Origin of the sequence: Paenibacillus sp. FSL R5-0517, assembly GCF_037974355.1 — a bacterium.
In the GTDB taxonomy this organism is placed as follows: Bacteria; Bacillota; Bacilli; order Paenibacillales; family Paenibacillaceae; genus Paenibacillus.
Map to the genome: position 1 here is coordinate 2,518,183 of NZ_CP150235.1, position 19,468 is coordinate 2,537,650.

17 protein-coding genes are annotated in these 19,468 nt (G+C 46.7%); all 17 read left to right on the top strand.

Features of this window, described 5'->3' with window-relative positions; translation table 11 throughout:
- Positions 1–16: 16 nt before the first annotated feature.
- The 17 genes from rbfA to MKX40_RS11485 all read left to right on the top strand — a co-directional run bounded on the left by rbfA (position 17) and on the right by MKX40_RS11485 (position 19,430).
- Positions 17–376: a 30S ribosome-binding factor RbfA gene (gene rbfA / locus MKX40_RS11405; protein WP_062833829.1), complete on the top strand. Its 360-nt coding sequence runs from the start codon at positions 17–19 to the stop codon at positions 374–376.
- A 19-nt stretch (positions 377–395) separates the two neighbouring features.
- Positions 396–1,373 carry a bifunctional oligoribonuclease/PAP phosphatase NrnA gene (locus MKX40_RS11410; protein ID WP_339241638.1) on the top strand — a complete coding sequence of 326 codons (978 nt, stop codon included), beginning with the start codon at positions 396–398 and terminating at the stop codon, positions 1,371–1,373.
- Positions 1,367–2,290 (top strand): tRNA pseudouridine(55) synthase TruB, encoded by a 924-nt coding sequence (gene truB, locus MKX40_RS11415; RefSeq protein ID WP_339241641.1) that lies wholly within the window; start codon positions 1,367–1,369, stop codon positions 2,288–2,290. Before MKX40_RS11410 ends, truB begins: the two co-directional genes overlap by 7 nt.
- Before the next feature lie 85 nt (positions 2,291–2,375).
- Complete coding sequence (locus tag MKX40_RS11420) at positions 2,376–3,302, top strand: bifunctional riboflavin kinase/FAD synthetase (protein ID WP_339243024.1); 927 nt, start codon at positions 2,376–2,378, stop codon at positions 3,300–3,302.
- 159 nt (positions 3,303–3,461) lie between these two features.
- Entirely contained in the window at positions 3,462–3,731 is a 270-nt protein-coding gene (rpsO, locus tag MKX40_RS11425; protein WP_056700672.1) for a 30S ribosomal protein S15, read from the top strand.
- A 259-nt stretch (positions 3,732–3,990) separates the two neighbouring features.
- Positions 3,991–6,093: a polyribonucleotide nucleotidyltransferase gene (gene pnp / locus MKX40_RS11430; protein ID WP_339241644.1), complete on the top strand. Its 2,103-nt coding sequence runs from the start codon at positions 3,991–3,993 to the stop codon at positions 6,091–6,093.
- A 175-nt stretch (positions 6,094–6,268) separates the two neighbouring features.
- A complete protein-coding gene (locus MKX40_RS11435) occupies positions 6,269–7,264 on the top strand; it encodes a polysaccharide deacetylase family protein (protein WP_339241647.1) in 996 nt (331 codons plus the stop codon).
- A gap of 99 nt (positions 7,265–7,363) precedes the next feature.
- A complete protein-coding gene (locus tag MKX40_RS11440; protein WP_339241650.1) occupies positions 7,364–8,647 on the top strand; it encodes a pitrilysin family protein in 1,284 nt (427 codons plus the stop codon).
- A complete protein-coding gene (gene dut / locus MKX40_RS11445; RefSeq protein WP_339241652.1) occupies positions 8,607–9,053 on the top strand; it encodes a dUTP diphosphatase in 447 nt (148 codons plus the stop codon). Before MKX40_RS11440 ends, dut begins: the two co-directional genes overlap by 41 nt.
- A 157-nt stretch (positions 9,054–9,210) precedes the next feature.
- A complete protein-coding gene (gene dpsA, locus MKX40_RS11450; protein ID WP_339241654.1) occupies positions 9,211–10,110 on the top strand; it encodes a dipicolinate synthase subunit DpsA in 900 nt (299 codons plus the stop codon).
- Entirely contained in the window at positions 10,107–10,703 is a 597-nt protein-coding gene (locus MKX40_RS11455; protein WP_062833836.1) for a dipicolinate synthase subunit B, read from the top strand. The genes dpsA and MKX40_RS11455 overlap by 4 nt, the downstream gene beginning before the upstream one ends.
- A gap of 376 nt (positions 10,704–11,079) precedes the next feature.
- Positions 11,080–12,297, top strand: a complete 1,218-nt coding sequence (dapG, locus tag MKX40_RS11460) for an aspartate kinase (protein ID WP_253433880.1) — start codon at positions 11,080–11,082, stop codon at positions 12,295–12,297.
- A 47-nt stretch (positions 12,298–12,344) separates the two neighbouring features.
- Positions 12,345–13,223 carry a 4-hydroxy-tetrahydrodipicolinate synthase gene (gene dapA / locus MKX40_RS11465; protein ID WP_339241657.1) on the top strand — a complete coding sequence of 293 codons (879 nt, stop codon included), beginning with the start codon at positions 12,345–12,347 and terminating at the stop codon, positions 13,221–13,223.
- 476 nt (positions 13,224–13,699) lie between these two features.
- Positions 13,700–15,379 (top strand): ribonuclease J, encoded by a 1,680-nt coding sequence (locus tag MKX40_RS11470; RefSeq protein WP_062833839.1) that lies wholly within the window; start codon positions 13,700–13,702, stop codon positions 15,377–15,379.
- Positions 15,380–15,600: 221 nt separating this feature from the next.
- On the top strand, positions 15,601–16,374 hold the full coding sequence (locus tag MKX40_RS11475) for an ATP-dependent Clp protease proteolytic subunit (protein ID WP_339241658.1): 774 nt from the start codon (positions 15,601–15,603) through the stop codon (positions 16,372–16,374).
- Complete coding sequence (locus tag MKX40_RS11480; protein ID WP_036609282.1) at positions 16,371–16,601, top strand: YlzJ-like family protein; 231 nt, start codon at positions 16,371–16,373, stop codon at positions 16,599–16,601. The genes MKX40_RS11475 and MKX40_RS11480 overlap by 4 nt, the downstream gene beginning before the upstream one ends.
- Positions 16,602–16,691: 90 nt before the next feature.
- Positions 16,692–19,430, top strand: a complete 2,739-nt coding sequence (locus MKX40_RS11485; protein WP_339241660.1) for a DNA translocase FtsK 4TM domain-containing protein — start codon at positions 16,692–16,694, stop codon at positions 19,428–19,430.
- Positions 19,431–19,468 lie beyond the last annotated feature (38 nt).

Consider the following 19,468-nt stretch of genomic DNA (forward strand, 5'->3'; position numbering starts at 1 on the left):
CATGAGGTGAACAACAATGGCTAAGATTCGTACAGGTAGAGTGGGCGAGCAAATCAAGAAAGAATTGAGTTTGCTCATCCAGTCTGAACTGAAGGACCCGCGTATCGGCTTTATTACCGTAACGGGAGTCGAAGTGACAGGAGACTTGTCGCAAGCCAAAGTTTATCTGAGTGTCTTCGGTGAACAGGAACAAAAAGATAACTCGCTCAAAGCACTGGCAAAAGCAAATGGATTTTTGCGTTCCGAGCTGGGCAAACGTATCCGGTTTCGTCATGTTCCCGAGTTGATATTCAAGATTGACGAATCCATCGCTTATGGTAGCCGAATTGAGAAGCTGCTTGGCGATATTGGTTCCGACAAGAACGAATCCCAGTAACAGAATAGAGGAGACGGCAATGCACACTTATGAACAGGCGCTCCAGGCCGGAAAGCAATTTCTGCTGGAGCATGATGATTACCTGGTCGTGTCGCATGTACAGCCGGACGGTGACGCAGTCAGCTCGACGGTAACGGTGGGCTGGCTGCTGTCATGTCTGGGTAAGACATTCACGATGATTAACGAAGGCGATATCCCGCATCGCATGCAATTTTTGTGGGGAGCAGGCAACATTGTGAACATGACCGAACAACCACTGCAGCGAAAATATAAAGCTGTTATCTGTGTGGATTGTGCAGACTTTGCCAGAGTAGGTTTGACGCGTCATTATTTCGAAGAAGATGCTGTTATTTTGAATATCGATCATCACCCTACGAATGACGGTTATGGTACAGTCAACATCATTAAGTCAGATGCTGCTGCAACGGCTGAAATTTTATTCGATTTTCTGAACCTTTTCCAAGTAACATGGGATAAAGATGTTGCGACAGCAGTTTATACAGGATTGCTTACGGATACAGGTGGTTTCCGCTATGCCAATACCAGTCCAAATGTAATGACAACGGCCTCCAGACTGCTTGAACATGGTGTGGATGGACCTTATCTTGCCCAGACCTTGCTGGAGCAGGTGACTCTTCCACAAGTTCGAATTTTGAATCAGGCACTAACAAGCCTACAGATGACAGATGATGGAAAGATAGCCTGGGTTGTTATTACACCTGATGATATGGTAGCTTGCGGAGCGGCTAATGAAGATCTTGAAGGGGTAGTAAACTATCCGCGCAACATTCAAGGCGTGGAAGTGGGTATCTTTTTCAAAGTCATCAACGAGAACGCCGTCAAGGTTTCTCTGCGTTCGGCTGGCAAGATTGATGTTGCTGCATTAGCACAGACCTTTGGCGGAGGCGGGCATGTGCTCGCAGCCGGATGTCGTCTTGAAGGTAGTCTTGATGAAATTGTCGCAAAAGTACTGAAGCAGGTGAATTCACAATGGTAAAGCCATTTGAAGGTGTACTTCCGGTATATAAACCGGCGGGATTTACTTCTCATGATGTTGTAGCCAAGATGCGTCGCATTCTCAAGATGAAGCGCATTGGTCATACGGGCACACTGGACCCACAAGTTACAGGCGTCCTGCCGCTCTGTCTTGGACGGGCGACACGCGTTGTAGAATACATGCAGGAGCTTCCGAAGGAATATCTGGCTACGCTTAGATTGGGACTGTCTACTGACACAGAGGACATGACAGGGGAAGTCATTGAGCGTGCTGAAACACCGGTGGAAGTCACACAGGATCAGGTTCAACAGGTGCTTGAGCAGTTTCTGGGCACGATCTCTCAGGTTCCTCCCATGTATTCTGCGGTAAAGGTAGACGGCAAACGTCTTTATGAGCTTGCTCGTGAAGGGAAGACGGTAGAGCGTAAGAGCCGTGAGGTCACAATCTATGAGCTTGAGCTTACAGGGATTGAAACTCAAGGCGATACGACCGATATATCTTTCCGCGCCTTGTGTTCAAAAGGTACCTACATACGTACATTGTGTGTAGACATCGGTCGACAACTCGGATATCCATCGACCATGGTTCGACTGGAGCGTACGATATCAGCAGGTATCACTGCAGATCATTGTCTTCGTATTGAAGAAGTGGAACAATTTATGGCTGAGGGAACTTTGGCGGAGGCGCTGATTCCTGTTGACGAGGCTATTGCTTCGATTCCGGCCCACAAGGTTGGAGATGAACAGGCCAAAGGAGCACTTCAAGGTCAGAAGCTGTCTGCACGTCTTCTGGAACCGCCAGTAGAGCAACCAGGTTTATTACGGTTGTATGCTCAGGATGGTACGTTTCTGGGGATATTTGAACGGGATGAACTAAAACCAACGGTGAGGGCAGTTAAAGTCTTTTTGCCGGAATAAAGAGGTATCGGGCTTGGAGTTTTAGTGGTAATGCTCAAGCCTGGCCTATCTAGTGAAATGCAGGTGAATGATTGTGAAAACTGTAATGCTAACCTATCCGCAGACGTTACATTCGACTGAGCTGGGCGCACTTCCCCAAGTGCTTGCAATTGGTCAATTCGACGGACTGCATCTCGGACATGCAAGTGTCATTTTATCAGCTGTCCGCATTGCGCGGGAAACGGGCATGCAGGCAGCGGTCATGACCTTTCATCCACATCCGAAGGAAGTTATGCGCAAAGGGGATTACGAGGGTTATCTAACTCCCTTGAGAGATAAAGAAGATATCCTGGCAGGAATGGGCGTTGATGTACTTTATGTGGTGGAGTTCAATGAAGAGTTCTCACGGTTGACTCCACAGCAATTTGTACACGACCTGTTGATTCCTCTTCAAACACGAACAGCGGTTGTGGGTTTTGACTTCCGTTTTGGTCATAAGGGGGCAGGGGACGAACAGCTTCTTCGTACGTTGGGAGAAGGAGAGATGACGGTGGAAACCGTTCCTCCTTTCTTGTTGAATGGTGAAAAAGTGAGCAGTTCTCTCATTCGTGGCCTGTTGAAGCGTGGGGAGATGGATGAGGCCAGTCAGTGGCTTGGCAGACCTTACAGCATCAGAGGAACCGTCATTCACGGGGAGAAGCGTGGACGAACGATTGGATTTCCCACAGCCAACCTTGAACTCACGGATCATTACGTTACTCCATCGAAGGGTGTTTATGCTGTTCGTGTGCAGTATGGCGAACAGGAACTGCATGGCGTAATGAATCTCGGTGTGAAACCTACGTTTCACGAAAGCGGGATGAAACCTACGTTTGAAGTGCACCTGCTTGATTTTGACGGACACTTGTATGACCAGGAACTAAAGGTTGAGCTCGTTCACTATATTCGTGCAGAACGAAAGTTCGACTCTATTGATGCATTGATTAGTCAGATTCGTGAAGATGCATTAACCGCCGGTCGCCTGTTATCTTAAAGGTTCTGGATTAAATGCATGTTTACATTTACTTTGACTAGGCAATTATGATATACTGTACTACGTTGTCGATTGAGATAACATTAACCTTGGCTTGGTTGCTTGCTCTCACCGGCGGTGACGAGGCTAATGGCGATTATATTGAAGGAGGTGAACAGGATGGCATTGACTCAAGAACGTAAACAACAACTGATCGACGAGCACAAAACTCACGAGTCCGATACAGGATCTCCAGAGGTGCAAGTTGCTATCCTTACGGAAAACATCAGAAGTTTGACAGACCACTTGCGTACGCATAAGAAAGACCACCACTCACGTCGTGGACTTTTGAAAATGGTAGGTCAACGTCGTAAGCTTTTGGCTTACGTGAAAAACAAAGATGTTAAACGTTACAGCGCACTGATCGAAAAACTCGGATTGCGTCGTTAATTATCGTACATGTTTTCAAAACCAACCTGGCTGTTATCCGTCATTCTTTTGTCTAAAAGGACAAGCGGAACTTACAGCCGGGTTGTTTTGTAGATGAACATGTTGCCATATATTTGTAGATGGGGCTCCGTGAGGAGCTTTTGTTGTGCAGGTTAGCATGTTGAAAGATCCATACATAGCTAATGAATGCAGGACAAGCAGGAAATACTGTGAATATGCAGAATCCATTGAATTAGGAACGAATAAAAGGAGGGGTTTCATGGAACAGCGTGTTGAAATGCAGCTTGGTGGAAGAAAGCTTACGCTTGAGACTGGGCGTTTGGCCAAGCAGGCTAATGCTGCCGTTAAGGTAACATACGGGGATACCGTTGTATTGTGTACCGTGACAGCATCAAGTGAGCCGAAAGATCTGGACTTTTTCCCATTAACGGTGAACTATGAAGAAAGATTGTACGCCGTAGGTAAAATCCCGGGTGGATTTATTAAACGTGAAGGCAGACCGAGTGAGAAAGCAATTCTTTCAAGCCGTCTGACAGACCGTCCAATTCGTCCATTGTTCCCGGAAGGCTTCCGGAATGATGTACAAGTTCTGAATATTGTTATGAGTGTGGATCAGGATTGCGAACCGCAAATCGCTGCAATGATTGGTACATCAGCAGCATTGAGCATTTCGGATGTTCCATTCAGCGGACCGATTGGTGGCGTAAAAGTTGGACGCATTGATGGCCAATTCATCATTAATCCAACGATTGCACAGCTTGAAATCAGTGAACTTGAACTGGTGGTTGCAGGAACTAAGGATGCCATCATGATGGTTGAGGCTGAAGCAAACGAATTACCTGAAGAAGTGATGCTCGAAGCAATCATGTTCGGACATGACGAGATCAAAAACATTGTTGCGGTAATCGAACAACTCGTGCAAGTTGCCGGTAAGGAAAAAATGGCTGTTAAGTTGCATGCCGTTAATGCTGAAGTCAACAGCAGTGTGCGTGATTTCGCAAGTGCTCGTCTGGTTGAAGCTGTTAAAATTGCTGAGAAGCATGCTCGTCAAGATGCAATCGATGTAGTGAATGACGAAACGGTTGCTCACTTTGAAGAGAAATATATTGAAAGTCCTGAATTGCTTAAAGACGTGAAGGAAGTTCTGCACGATATCGTTAAAGAAGAAGTGCGCCGTCTGATTACGCATGATAAAGTTCGTCCAGATGGACGTGGACTTGCTGAGATTCGTCCAATCGAATGTGATACTTCCCTGCTGCCACGTACGCATGGTTCAGGTTTGTTCACACGTGGTCAAACGCAAGCACTTAGCATCTGTACACTTGGTGCACTTGGCGATGTTCAAATTTTGGACGGAATTAGCCTTGAAGAAACGAAACGTTTCATGCATCATTATAACTTCCCACCATTCAGCGTAGGTGAAGCTCGTCCATTGCGTGCTCCAGGCCGTCGCGAAATCGGACATGGTGCTCTGGGTGAGCGTGCGCTTTCCAAAGTAATCCCTTCCGAAACAGACTTCCCATACACGATTCGTCTGGTATCAGAAGTTCTGGAATCCAACGGTTCAACTTCCCAGGCAAGTATCTGTGCAAGCACACTAGCTATGATGGATGCAGGTGTACCTATCAAAGCTCCAGTTGCGGGTGTAGCTATGGGTCTGATCAAAGACGGAGATCATGTATCCATTCTGAGTGATATTCAAGGTATGGAAGATCACCTCGGCGACATGGACTTCAAAGTAGCCGGAACACCTGAAGGTGTAACTGCGATTCAAATGGACATCAAAATTGATGGAATTGATCGTCAAATTTTGTCTGAAGCATTGGCTCAAGCCAAAGAAGGTCGTTTGCACATCTTGAGCAAAATGACTGAAGTGATGAATACGCCACGTGAGCAGTTATCACAATATGCGCCTAAAATTACAACGATGCATATCAATCCGGACAAAATCCGTGATGTTATTGGTGCAGGTGGTAAGATTATCAATAAAATCATCGAAGAAACCGGTGTTAAAATTGATATTGAACAGGATGGACGTGTCTTTATCGCTTCTTCCAACCAGGAGATGAATGATAAAGCTAAAGCGATTATCGAAGGTATTGTACGCGAAGTATTGGTCGGCGAGATTTATGTCGGTAAAGTAAAACGCGTTGAGAAATTCGGTGCATTCGTTGAAGTACTTCCAAACAAAGAAGGTCTGGTGCACATCTCACAACTGTCAACAGAACGTGTTGCCAAAGTGGAAGATGTTGTAGCCATCGGTGATTCCATTACGGTAAAAGTAACGGAAATTGACCCACAAGGTCGAATCAACTTGTCCCGTAAAGCGGTTTTGACTGCTGAAGCTCCGGCTCAATCCTAGGATACCGAAGCAACAGGTTATAAATGGATAGATTGAATGAAGAGACAGAATGTGAATTTCTGGCTCTTTTTTTAACGTTTAAATACGAAAAACAAGGATGAAACCATGGCTTAGTATTCATATTCCTGCCCTTGTCCTCATATGATGGGGACAAAGACGGCGGGAGGATGGAGCTGTGGGAAACCAATCCAAAAAGCTGGCGGCTGTTCTGGCAGGTGTGACTGCGGTCATGTTGATCGGACAAGTTGGCAGTGTACGTACATACATTACGGAGATCCGTGATGGGCCAGGTACGCAAAATGCTTTTGACATGTTCAAGGAAGCAACGGGAGAAGATGCGCTGTTGTCGGCGATTCGGGATAAAGCGGCTGAGACAAAAATTGCTCCGGTAAATGCCAGGGTAGATCGGGTATGGAAAGCGATTCCTGGCTATAATGGCATGGAGATTGATGTGGAAGCGACATACCGTAAGGCACTGAGTGGAACGTTGAATACCAAAATTGCTTATATCTACCGTCAGATTGAACCGGCGATTCAGCTTAAAGATTTGGGTGCACATCCGATCTATCGGGGAAATGCGAACAAACCGATGGTTTCTTTTATGATTAATGTCGCGTGGGGGAACGAATATATCATACCGATGCTGGATACGCTCGATGCAGAGAAAGTGAAAGCCACTTTTTTTCTGGATGGAAGTTGGTTAAGCAAAAACGTTGAACTGGCCAAGGAAATTCAGAAACGAGGGCATGAGCTGTCCAATCATGCGTATTCTCACCCGAATATGAGTCGATTGAGCGCAGAACGAGCCAAGCTGGAAATTAGTAAAACGCAGGATCTGCTCCATAAAACACTGGGGGTAGAGAATCGCTGGTTTGCTCCGCCTTCAGGTGACTTTAATCAGAAGACCGTTGATATTGCTTTTTCCATGGGATTGCAGACAGTGTTATGGACAGTAGATACTGTAGATTGGCGTAAACCAAGCCCGGATGCCGTTGTTGCCAAAATTGCGAAAAATACCGAGGCAGGCACGTTAATTCTAATGCACCCTACAGCTGCTTCTTCGGGAGCTTTAAAGGGTATGATTCAATCCATTCGGGCCAAAGGTCTCGTGCTCGGAACGGTAAGTGAGACGTTGTCTTCGGAACGTGTAAACACGTCTGCGGTTGAGTGAACGTTGTTTTTTTGTTAATATCAAAAAGTTGGAACCAAATGTCGATTTCAATTTCAAGGTTGAGATCAAGGCAATTATAGAGATGTAGGAGGGCCAACCATGAAAAAAATTCAGCTGGGCAATGGCCTCAGAGTTGTCATGGAACAGATACCGACCTGCCGTTCTGTGTCTTTCGGAATATGGGTCAAGACAGGTTCGCGTAATGAGCAACCTGCAAGTAACGGAGTATCACATTTTATTGAACACATGTTATTTAAGGGAACAGATCGTTATGATGCTAAGGCGATTGCGGAACAGTTCGATGCGATTGGTGGTAACGTGAATGCGTTCACTTCCAAAGAATACACGTGTTATTATGCAAAAGTGTTGGATGAACATTTACCGATTGCCGTTGATGTGTTATCTGATATGTTTTTCCGTTCCAAAATGGATGATGGTGAATTGATCAAGGAGAAAAACGTCATCCTGGAAGAAATCTCAATGTATGAAGATACGCCTGATGATATGGTTCATGATCTGATGGCCTTGGCCGCTTATGGTGAGCATCCGCTCGCATACCCTATCCTGGGTACGGAAGAACGTCTCAAAGCGATGGATTCCAGCCATCTGCGTGCATATATGAAGGAGCACTACACAATTGAGAACACGGTCATTAGTATTGCGGGTAATATTGACGACAGTGTAATTGATCTGATGGAGAAGCATTTTGGTGCTTTTGATGTTAATGGAGTAACAGAAGCAGTGACGATGCCGGCGTTCCAAAGCGGACAGCTCTTCCACAAAAAGAAAACGGAACAGAATCATATCTGTATCTCGTTCCCAGGCTGTAAAATCGGAGATCCGCTTCAATTCGCTATGGTTGTTCTGAATAACGCTATTGGTGGAGGCATGAGCTCCAGACTGTTCCAGGAAATACGCGAGAAACGGGGACTTGCATACTCCGTGTATTCCTATCATAGTTCTCATGCAGACAGCGGACTGTTCACGATATACGCGGGTACAGCACCGAAACAGACAAAAGAAGTGCTCGACCTCACCAAAGAGGTTCTGGGCGACCTGGCTGTAAACGGCTTGACCGAAGATGAACTCCGCAAAGGAAAAGAACAGCTGAAGGGAAGCCTGATTCTCAGCTTGGAAAGCACAGGCAGTCGCATGAACCGTCTGGGTAAAAACGAGCTAATGCTAGGCAGACACCATACGCTGGATGAGATGATTACCAAAATTGAGCAAGTAACCATGGACGATATTAACGCGGTGCTTGATCTGATGTTTGCTGAGCCTTTTGCACTTGCCATGGTTGGCGCTTCGGATAAGACGATCGCTGGATTGAGAAGGGATGATTTTGTTGCATTACGTTCAAATACAGAAACTGCCGGGCAATGAAGATATTAAACTGCCTCAAAAAATGTCGGAGCTGGCATCCGGCTTTGATGTCGTAGCTGCACTTCAGGAAGATGTTGTATTGCAGCCGGGTCAGCGTACGCTGATTCCAACAGGACTGGCAATGGCAATGCCAGCTGGATTGGAAGCACAGATTCGTCCTCGGAGCGGACTGGCTTTCAAACATGGAATTACCTGCCTCAACACACCGGGTACCATTGATGCGGACTATCGCGGAGAAGTCAAAGTACTGTTGATCAATCTGGGTCAGGAACCGTTCACGATTGTACGGGGAGAGCGCATCGCACAGATCGTCTTCCAGACGGTGCCTGCGGTTGAATTGACGGAAGTGACGGAACTTTCAGAAACGGTACGTGGTGAAGGTGGATTTGGTCATACCGGGAAATAAACAGCGTATATATACCCATTCTTTAGAGTCGTCCCTGACAGGGGCGGCTCTTTTTTACATTTGAGAAACGGACGGTTGAATGCAATTATTGTTTTCACCCCGCTGTGGGCCCCTGCATACGATAAGGCATACATGTGGTGAAAGGAGTGACGTCCCGATGCTGACCGGAGTCCGGATTGTAGTCCTGGGCGGAGATGCGCGGCAGCTTGAAGTCATTCAAAAGTGCGCAGAGCTGGATGCAACGGTAAGTGTGGTGGGTTTCGATAAAATAGAGCGTTCCATTCCGGGGATTGAGCATCAGGAACTGGAGGACGAAGTATTTGCTTCCGCAGATGTACTGGTACTGCCTGTTGTCGGTTGCGATGACCAGGGAAAAGTGAGTACTTCATTTAGTGACACGCCGATCTATTTGAAAAAGGAACATATTGCAGCATTACCGGAGCATTGTATTGTGTTCACAGGTATGGCTAAGCCTTACTTGCGCGAACTTTGTCTTGAAAATGGGCTGCGACTTGTTGAAGTACTTGATCGTGATGATATTGCACTGTACAACTCCATTCCAACAGCTGAGGGAGCCATCGCCATAGCAATTCGGGAGACGGACTTCACAATCCATGGTTCGGAATGTATTGTGCTTGGCCTTGGTCGAACAGGATTCACAATGGCCAAAACACTGCAGGGACTTGGAGCAAATGTACGGGTGGGAATCAGGCGGGAAGAGGATGCTGCCCGCGCTACAATAATGGGCTGGAAGCCTTTCATGACAACGGATTTGGCCGCTCAAACCGGGGAAGTTGACTTGCTTTTTAATACGATACCGACTATGATAATCACAGCACAAATCCTGTCCAGAGTGCCGCAAAAGGCTGTTATTATCGACCTTGCATCCGCTCCTGGCGGCTGTGATTTCAGGTATGCAGACAAACGCGGTATCAAAGCGCTACTTGCGCCTGGCCTCCCCGGCATTGTTGCTCCCAAAACGGCTGGCGGCATTATTGCCGACGCGTTGATCCGTTTGCTTTTGGAAGAACAGAACGCACGGGAGGTTAAATCATGAACTGGCAGGGAAAAACGGTAGGTTATGCAATTACGGGTTCTCATTGTACGTTTGAAGAGGTTATGCCGGTTATTAGCCGCTTCGTGGCTGAAGGTGCCAATGTCATTCCGATTATTTCGAATTCGGTGCTGACGACCGATACACGCTTCGGTACGGCGCAAAATTGGCAAAAACAGTTGAAAGATATAACAGGTAATGATATCATTTCTACAATTGTTGAAGCGGAGCCATTAGGGCCTTCCAAGCTGCTTGATGTGCTGGTGATTGCTCCATGCACAGGGAATACAACAAGCAAGCTGGCTAATGCGATGACCGACAGTCCAGTGCTGATGGCAGCCAAAGCGCAGATGCGCAATCAGCGTCCGCTTGTACTTGCCATTTCCACGAATGACGGTCTGGGCTTGAATGCTGCGAATATCGCCAAATTGCTCGTGGCCAAATACTTGTATTTTGTGCCATTTGGGCAGGACGATCCAGTGAAGAAACCAAACTCGTTAGTCGCCAAAATGGAATTGATTCCAGAGGCTTGCTGGAGTGCCCTTGAGGGCAAACAGTTGCAGCCGATGATTGTGGAGCGTTCTTCACAAGCTTAAGAGATCAATGATTCGGTGACAACGTTTATGCGCTTGGAGAAATGAAGGGTTTGAGAGACAAAGAAAATCATGGGGGACGATATGCTGGATTGAACAGCTACTTGTGTCCACGTTCCTGTCTATAAGGCATTCCTGCTTGCGGGCAGTAAAGGTTAAGCAAGCGGGAGAGGTCTATTGTGAATGTATGCGTCATGATCTCGATAACAACCGCCACCTTTGAGTTGTGATTGTCTAAGACAATTACAAAAAAACAAAGAGTGGCATGGAATGCCGTATAAAATGCTGAAATTATCGCATCAGAACGCTCCCTAGAGTGATCCATTTGTTGATTTGACCCGTGTCCAGTCTTCTTGCGTACACAAATGGAGGAATAAAGATGCGTATCATGGTACAGAAATTCGGAGGCACGTCTCTCTCCACTGTTCAGGCGAGAGAGCATGTGCTCCGTCACGTTAAACGTGAACTTGAGGCAGGATTGAGTCTAGTCATTGTTGTGTCTGCGATGGGACGTCGAGGCGAGCCATATGCGACCGATACGTTGCTGGACTGGGCTGCACAGAACGGAAACGCACTATCCGCACGCGAAAAGGATTTACTGCTGTGCTGTGGTGAAATCATATCGGCGACAACTTTGAGCAGTTTACTCGAACATGAAGGCATTCCAACTACAGTGCTGACCGGTGCACAAGCAGGTTTTGTGACGGACGACAATTTCGGGAATGCCCGGATATTGGATGTCCGTCCTGTTCGTGTGTTGGAGCAGCTGCAGCTCGGGCGTGTCGTTATTGTAACCGGATTCCAGGGGCAGACGGAGAACGGAGACTTCACGACATTGGGTCGTGGGGGAAGTGATACGTCTGCGACAGCGCTTGGTGCAGCATTACGTGCTGAAATGGTGGATATCTACACCGATGTGAACGGGATACTCACAGCCGATCCGCGAATTGTTGAGGATGCGCGTCCGCTGACTGTTGTGAGTTATGCCGAGATCTGTAATATGGCCCACCACGGGGCCAAGGTAATCCATCCACGTGCGGTCGAGATTGCCATGCAATCCCAGATTCCAGTGCGGGTAAGATCTACTTTTGCAGACACGGAAGGAACGCTGGTCACGCATCCGGAAGGATTTCGGGATGTGCAGACAGGCATTGTTGACCGTTATGTAACAGGTATCGCCTACGTGAGCAATGTCACGCAAATTACGGTGGATGTACCTGGTGGTGCAGATCGGCTGCAACTAAAAGTGTTCAAAACCATGGCTGAGAATTCGATCAGCGTTGATTTTATTAATGTTACCCCCTCGGGAGTTGTCTATACGGTTTTTGACAGTGATTCCGAGAAAGCCATACAAGTATTGCAGGAGATAGGTCTCAAGCCACAAAGCCTGTCCGGTTGTGCCAAAGTGTCTGTCATTGGCGGAGGCATTAATGGTGTACCCGGAATTATGGCTCGAATCGTCGAGTCCTTGACACTGGCTGACATTCAGATCCTGCAATCGGCAGATTCGAATACAACGATCTGGGTACTCGTAAAAAAAGAAGATATGGTTCAGGCCCTGAGGGCACTTCACGCCTCATTCGAACTTCATTTGTAAATAACTGAAGTTAGAGGAGCCAAACCTGTTTTGAAGGAGGAATCGAATTGGACTTTGGAAGATTGATTACAGCAATGGTCACTCCGTTCAATGAACAAGGAGAGATTCATTGGGAGGAAACGGCACGTCTAATCGACTATCTGATTGTAGATCAAAAGTCGGAGACGCTCGTAGTTTCCGGAACAACAGGGGAGTCTCCAACACTTAGTGATACTGAGAAAGTTCAATTATTCGAATTTGCAGTGAAACATGCAGCCGGCCGGTGCAAAATTATAGCCGGAACGGGAAGCAATAACACGGCACATTCCATCCATTTGACACAGGAAGCTGAACGTGCCGGAGTGGATGGCATATTGTTGGTTGTTCCGTATTACAACAAACCAAGCCAAGAAGGGTTGTTCAGACATTTTGAAGCGATTGCTGGCTCTACCAAGCTGCCAATTATGCTGTACAACGTGCCTGGGCGTACAGTAACCAGCCTGTCAGCAGCAACTACGCTTCGTCTTGCAGAGATCCCGAATATCGTCGCTACGAAGGAATGTGCGTCTACGGAGCAGGTTACGCTGATTGCAGCAAGTGCTCCAGAACATTTCAGAGTCTATTCCGGTGACGATGCTTCAGGCTTGCCGGCGATTGCGGTTGGAGCACATGGAATTGTCAGCGTGGCGAGTCATGTCGTAGGGGCAGAAATGAAGAAAATGATTGACGCCTTCTATGGCGGTGCACCTCTTCAGGCCGCTCAGATTCATCAACAGCTGTTCCCTGTATTTAAAGGCCTGTTCGAGTGTCCACAGCCTCTACCGAACCCGGTAGCGGTAAAATATGCGCTGACATTGCGTGGTTTGAACGTTGGCTCTGTACGTTTGCCTCTTATTCCGCCAACGGAAGAGGAGCAGGTGTACATCAAAGGTCTGCTTAATTTGTAATCATTTTGGTTGTATATGGAACTATTTTATTAATCATGGGAATATCTTCAGATCAGGAAAAGAACCGCTCCTCTTCATAGAGGCAGCGGTTCTTTTTTTACGAATAATGTGAGGTTTCTTTTCCATTGCTAAGGGGAAACCTACAGGTTAACGAGAGAGTGACTTGTTTTTTTTGTTTTTAATCATGTATAATGATGTCAAGTGACTGGGTGCGGTATTTTTTTGAAATTGAAAGCGACATCGTTTCGTGGTGTGGCTTTGCGGTGAAAAAGGAAGGAACGGCTAAGAGGGAATTTTCAACTCCAACTTGTTGGTAAAAGGGAATAACTTCGAAGAACTTCTTCCAAATATCGTGAATAAAGGTGTTCTTTTGCATTCATCCCAATAGATGGGCATGTGATGTATGGACTACTTTTCTTAACTTACAATAAATAATAAGGTACGACGTCCAACTACCATAGGAGGTTTAGATTCATTTGTCTAAGAAAAATAATAACGATAAACTGATGATTTTTGCTTTGGGCGGCGTAGGCGAGATTGGTAAAAACATGTACGTCATCCAATACGCCAACGACATTGTAGTCGTAGATGCTGGTCTGAAATTCCCTGAAGAAGATATGCTTGGTATTGATATTGTCATCCCTGACATTTCTTACCTGACTGAGAACCGTGACAAAGTAAGAGGAATTATCCTTACTCACGGACATGAGGATCACATTGGTGGTCTGCCATATGTTCTCAAACATCTGAATGTTCCTGTATACGGAACAAGACTTACGCTTGGACTTGTAGAGAACAAGTTGAAAGAAGCGAATTTGCTAGGTGAAACAAAACGTATTCTGATTGATGCGGATTCCGAGATTCAACTTGGAACTGCATTGAAAGCTTCGTTCTTCGCTACTAATCATAGTATTCCGGATTCTGTTGGTGTATGTGTCGAAACACCGGAAGGTGCAGTTGTTCACACAGGTGACTTCAAATTCGACCACACGCCAGTCAATGGTCAATATGCAGATCTTCAGCGTATGGCACAGATCGGAACAAATGGCGTGCTTGCGCTGTTGTCTGACAGTACGAACGCTGAGAAACCTGGATTCACACCATCGGAGAAAAATGTGGGTATCGTTCTGGAAGATATCTTCCGTAAAGCAAGTCAACGTGTTGTCGTAGCGACATTTGCTTCCAACGTACACCGTATCCAACAGGTGATCAATGCAGCAGAAGTGACTGGACGTAAAGTTGCAGTTATTGGACGCAGCATGGTGAATGTGGTGGGTATTGCTTCTGAACTGGGTTACCTTGAGATTCCGGATGGCATGATCATTGAACCTGAAGAAGTAGGCAAGATGGCTGCAGATCGTGTCGTGATTCTCTGCACAGGAAGTCAAGGAGAGCCAATGTCAGCACTGACACGTATGGCTCGTTCCACGCACCGTAAAGTGGACATCCTGCCAGGCGACACTGTCATTATCGCGGCAACACCGGTTCCAGGTAACGAAAAATATGTAGGCCGTACGATTGATGAACTGTTCCGTCTGGGCGCTAACGTGCATTACAGCGGTGCTAACAGTGGTGTTCACGTATCTGGTCACGGTAGCCAGGAAGAGTTGAAACTGATGCTCAACCTTATGAAACCGAAATTCTTCTTGCCAATTCACGGTGAATTCCGTATGCAGCGTCGCCACGCGGTTCTTGCTGAATCTGTAGGCGTTGAACCGGAAAACATTTTCATCACGGACATCGGTGAAGTGATTGAAATTCAAGGTGGAGCAGCACGTAGAGCAGGTAAAGTCACTGCAGGTAACGTATTGATCGACGGCTTGGGTGTAGGCGATGTGGGTAACATTGTACTGCGTGACCGCAAATTGTTGTCACAAGATGGTATCCTTGTTGTCGTGGTAACACTGAGCAAACAGGATGGAAAAATTGTTTCCGGTCCTGACATCATCTCTCGCGGATTTGTGTATGTACGTGAATCGGAAGGACTTCTTGATGAGGCCAACCGGATCGTTAGCAGCACATTGCAGAAGTTGATGAGTGAGAACGTTAACGAGTGGGCTTCACTCAAAACAAATGTTAAAGATGCTTTGGGACGCTTCCTGTATGAACAAACTCGTCGTAGACCGATGATTTTGCCAATCATTATGGAAGTTTAAAATAGGCTAAACAAAAACATATATTCAGGCACACAGTCGCCCCTTCTCTACGAGTAATATTGGACGGTTCCTCGTAGAGAAGGGGCTTTTTTTGCGTTTTTCAGGAAGATCAGCAATATGGTCAATATGTAAGCAATTTGGATGTAGCGGGTATAAGGCGGCTGGAAAAATCCCCATACTAAGGAATACATTAAATGTTTCTGGAGAAGGGGATTAATGAAATGAATGAACGTATGAATGGCAAGCAGGCGTCAAAATCCAATCAACCGGAAGTTGAAGCGCCAGAGATTCCGATTCAAGAGGACAAGAACATCTCGCCCGTGACAGAGACGATTCAGCAATTTGGGCAGACACAGTCGCCGGCAGGTGAATCAAATATTTTCTGTATGACCATTATTGGACAGGTCGAAGGGCATCTGATTTTGCCGCCACAAAATAAAACAACAAAGTATGAGCATATCATTCCACAGCTGGTGGCTGCAGAGCAGAATCAGCGTATTGAAGGTATACTGATCATTTTGAACACGGTAGGTGGAGATGTAGAGGCCGGTCTGGCCATTGCAGAGATGATTGCTTCTCTAAGCAAACCTACGGTCACTGTGGTCATTGGAGGCGGACATAGCATTGGAGTGCCGATTGCTGTAGCTTCAACGTATTCCCTGATTGCCGGAAGTGCAACGATGACAATCCATCCCATACGGATGAACGGCCTTGTCATTGGTGTACCTCAGACGTTTGAGTATATGGAGAAAATGCAGGAGCGGGTTGTACGGTTCGTGACGTCTCATTCGAATATCTCGGAAGAGATGTTCAAAGAACTGATGTTTAAGACCGGTGAGTTGAACCGGGACATCGGCACAGCTGTAGGAAGCGCGGATGCAGTGAAATATGGATTGATGGATGCGGTAGGCGGAATTGGACAAGCTATTGCTCAGTTAAATCAGCTCATAGGAGACAAGAGACAGACGCTGCAAGCGGGAGGTTATACCCAATGACGTTATATACAGTGATGCCCCCTGAACAACTCTGGTCAGGAATGTGGAAAGAGGGCGAAGATACAAGAGAAATCAAGATGAATGGTTTATTAATGCAGGTGAGGCCTGTAAATGACAATGAAGCCGTTATTGTACGTTTGCTGGATTGTCCACTCGAAGCCTATCTTAATCCTGCCAATATGCCCGGTTCGACCATTCCGCTTTCGGGTAACTTGGGATCAGCATAACGCGACGAATTCAGACAAATTGAGCAGAAAAAGAACATATGTACGGATTATATTTGTATGGTATAATATTCTTCTGGGGGTGACCTGATTTTGGCCAGAAGAAAAAAGAGGAAAAAAAAGGGCGCTGGTTTTAGTGGCGTTTTAAAATATGAAATTTACGGAATTGTGCTTATTACCCTTGCTGTCATAGCATTATCGGGTGAAGCCACCGTTGGACGTTCGCTTTCCAAGATGTTCGGACTGATGCTTGGTAAGTTTTATTTTGCGATTCCGCTTGTTGGTATTTATTATGGTCTCATGGTGATGATTCATCGGAAATGGCCGAGTGGCTGGACCACACGCAAAACAGGACTGGTATTGTTGGTCTTTGCCTTAACCCTGATGAGTACCGTCTCCGCAATGCACCAGAAGCTCATTCCGGTTGGTGCGCTTGAGCCTGGTGCTGTGATTACACAGGTACATAATGATATGCAAACCGAGTTGTTAACCCCTGTTGTACCAGGGGAGAGGGACTCCATGCTTAACAAGGATATCAGCGGTGGTTATCTCGGAGCTGGGCAATTCGCTCTTTTCCTGTGGCTGTTCGGCAGTCTGGGTGCGAGACTCATCATGATTGTCATGTTTGTCATCAGTTTTATGTTGATTACGAGTCTATCTTATGTGGATCTGATTCGAATATTCCGAACCAAGGTCTGGGATGCCGGGAGTTCGATGTACAAGAAGATGGAATCGCGGTCTTCTGCACGATCAGCTGTAACTTCTGATGGAAGGAAAAAAGGTAACGCTCGTAAAGTGGTACCTGTTCCTGTTGAAGATGATGAAGACGAGTACGAGGATGAATTAGAGGAACAACATTTGCCAAAACGAAAAGCCCCAATATTCTTTCAGCTTTTTGGAAAATGGGGAGCTAATCGAGAGCAAGAGACATCAGGACGTGAAATGGATGAGGTCGATTCAGTTGAAACAGAACAGATTGTATACCGCGCCGAGCAAGATCACAATGTAGAGACGTGGCAGGATGCAACCGAAGACGTAGCGAACAAATCAGCTTCATCACATGTTCCGGTTCAGGCCAAACCTAACTCAGCGCCGATCATTCGAGACTTTTTTGAGCATGTCAGAGCCGAAGATGCAAGCATTGAAGATGATTTGGACGATGCTTATCCTTTCCCTGATGATCTCGCTGATCCAAACGTAGTTCAACAGGGCGAACATGACATTAAAATAACGGATGAACTTGTAGAGACAGAGTGGTCAGCATCCGGTGCAGGTATGGACGAGCTGAATGCTGAGGATGGGCTTCAGAGTGGAGAAGAAGTGCCTAATGATGCAATGTTGGGAGCAGATACTCCAACTCCTGAAGGGCAGGACACACAACCAGTGAAACCACCACCCCCTCCTCCGAAGCCTTACAAGCTGCCATCCTTCCGTCTTCTTGCCAAGCCTAACAATGCGGGTAAGGCAGGCGACCAGAAGGATTATATGCAGACAGCGCGTAAGCTGGAAGCTACACTGGAAAGCTTCGGTGTTCGTGCCAAAGTACTTGAAGTGGTTCGGGGTCCTGCTGTTACAAGATATGAAATTCAGCCTGATATCGGTGTCAAGGTCAGCAGAATTGTCAGTCTGACTGATGACATTGCGTTGGCTCTGGCTGCAAAAGATATTCGGATGGAAGCGCCGATTCCCGGGAAGTCCGCTATAGGTATCGAGGTTCCTAATGGCGAGGTGTCGGTTGTAACGATGCGTGAAGTAATGGAGACGGCAACATTCCAGGATGCAGAATCCAAAGTGACCATTGCATTTGGCCGGGACATCTCCGGACAGACAATCATTGGTAACTTGGCTCGTATGCCCCATTTGCTGGTCGCGGGTGCGACAGGTTCCGGTAAGTCTGTGTGTATTAACGGAATTATTACCAGCATATTGTACAAAGCAAAGCCGGATGAAGTGAAGTTCCTGATGGTCGATCCCAAGATGGTTGAGTTGAACGTATATAACGGCATTCCTCATCTGATGGCGCCAGTTGTAACTGATCCCAAACGAGCGTCACTTGCTCTCAAAAAGATTGTGGTCGAGATGGAGAAACGATATGAACTGTTCTCCAAATCAGGTACACGTAACGTCGAGGGTTACAACAATCTGATGAAAGACAATCCTGCGGCTGTTCTGCCTTATATTGTTGTCATTGTGGATGAGCTTGCAGATCTCATGATGGTTGCAGCCGGAGATGTTGAGGATGCCATTGCGCGACTCGCTCAGATGGCTCGTGCAGCCGGAATCCATCTGATTATTGCCACCCAACGTCCGTCTGTTGACGTTATTACCGGGGTAATCAAGGCTAACATTCCATCTCGAATTGCCTTCGGCGTATCTTCACAAGTGGATTCCCGAACGATTCTGGATATGGGTGGGGCTGAGAAGCTGTTGGGTCGTGGAGACATGTTGTTCATGCCTATGGGTGCATCCAAACCGGTTCGTGTACAAGGTGCCTTTATGAGCGATGAAGAAGTCGAGAATATTGTAAACTATGTACGGGGTCAAGGTGAAGCGCAGTATGATGAGTCCATTGTACCTGAAGTGGATGATTCCATTCAGGCGGCAGATGAAGTACAGGATGAGTTATATGAGCAAGCGGTACAGATTATTTTGGAGGCAAAACAAGCGTCAGTCTCCCTATTGCAACGTCGTATGCGGGTTGGTTACACACGTGCAGCGCGTTTAATTGACTCCATGGAAGCCCGGGGGGTCATCGGTCCTTACGAGGGTAGCAAACCACGGGAAGTGCTGGTATCACTTGAACAGTATCAACAGAATAAAATAAGCTCATAGTGACTTGGAGCATCGGTCGTTTAAGCCCTCAACCTATT

Coding starts and splice junctions, on each gene's coding strand:
- MKX40_RS11475 (WP_339241658.1), top strand. CDS start 15,601: ATGAATGAACGTATGAATGGCAAGCAGGCGTCAAAATCCAATCAACCG.
- truB (WP_339241641.1), top strand. CDS start 1,367: ATGGTAAAGCCATTTGAAGGTGTACTTCCGGTATATAAACCGGCGGGA.
- MKX40_RS11440 (WP_339241650.1), top strand. CDS start 7,364: ATGAAAAAAATTCAGCTGGGCAATGGCCTCAGAGTTGTCATGGAACAG.
- MKX40_RS11420 (WP_339243024.1), top strand. CDS start 2,376: ATGCTAACCTATCCGCAGACGTTACATTCGACTGAGCTGGGCGCACTT.
- rbfA (WP_062833829.1), top strand. CDS start 17: ATGGCTAAGATTCGTACAGGTAGAGTGGGCGAGCAAATCAAGAAAGAA.
- dpsA (WP_339241654.1), top strand. CDS start 9,211: ATGCTGACCGGAGTCCGGATTGTAGTCCTGGGCGGAGATGCGCGGCAG.
- rpsO (WP_056700672.1), top strand. CDS start 3,462: ATGGCATTGACTCAAGAACGTAAACAACAACTGATCGACGAGCACAAA.
- MKX40_RS11410 (WP_339241638.1), top strand. CDS start 396: ATGCACACTTATGAACAGGCGCTCCAGGCCGGAAAGCAATTTCTGCTG.
- MKX40_RS11455 (WP_062833836.1), top strand. CDS start 10,107: ATGAACTGGCAGGGAAAAACGGTAGGTTATGCAATTACGGGTTCTCAT.
- MKX40_RS11480 (WP_036609282.1), top strand. CDS start 16,371: ATGACGTTATATACAGTGATGCCCCCTGAACAACTCTGGTCAGGAATG.
- pnp (WP_339241644.1), top strand. CDS start 3,991: ATGGAACAGCGTGTTGAAATGCAGCTTGGTGGAAGAAAGCTTACGCTT.
- dapG (WP_253433880.1), top strand. CDS start 11,080: ATGCGTATCATGGTACAGAAATTCGGAGGCACGTCTCTCTCCACTGTT.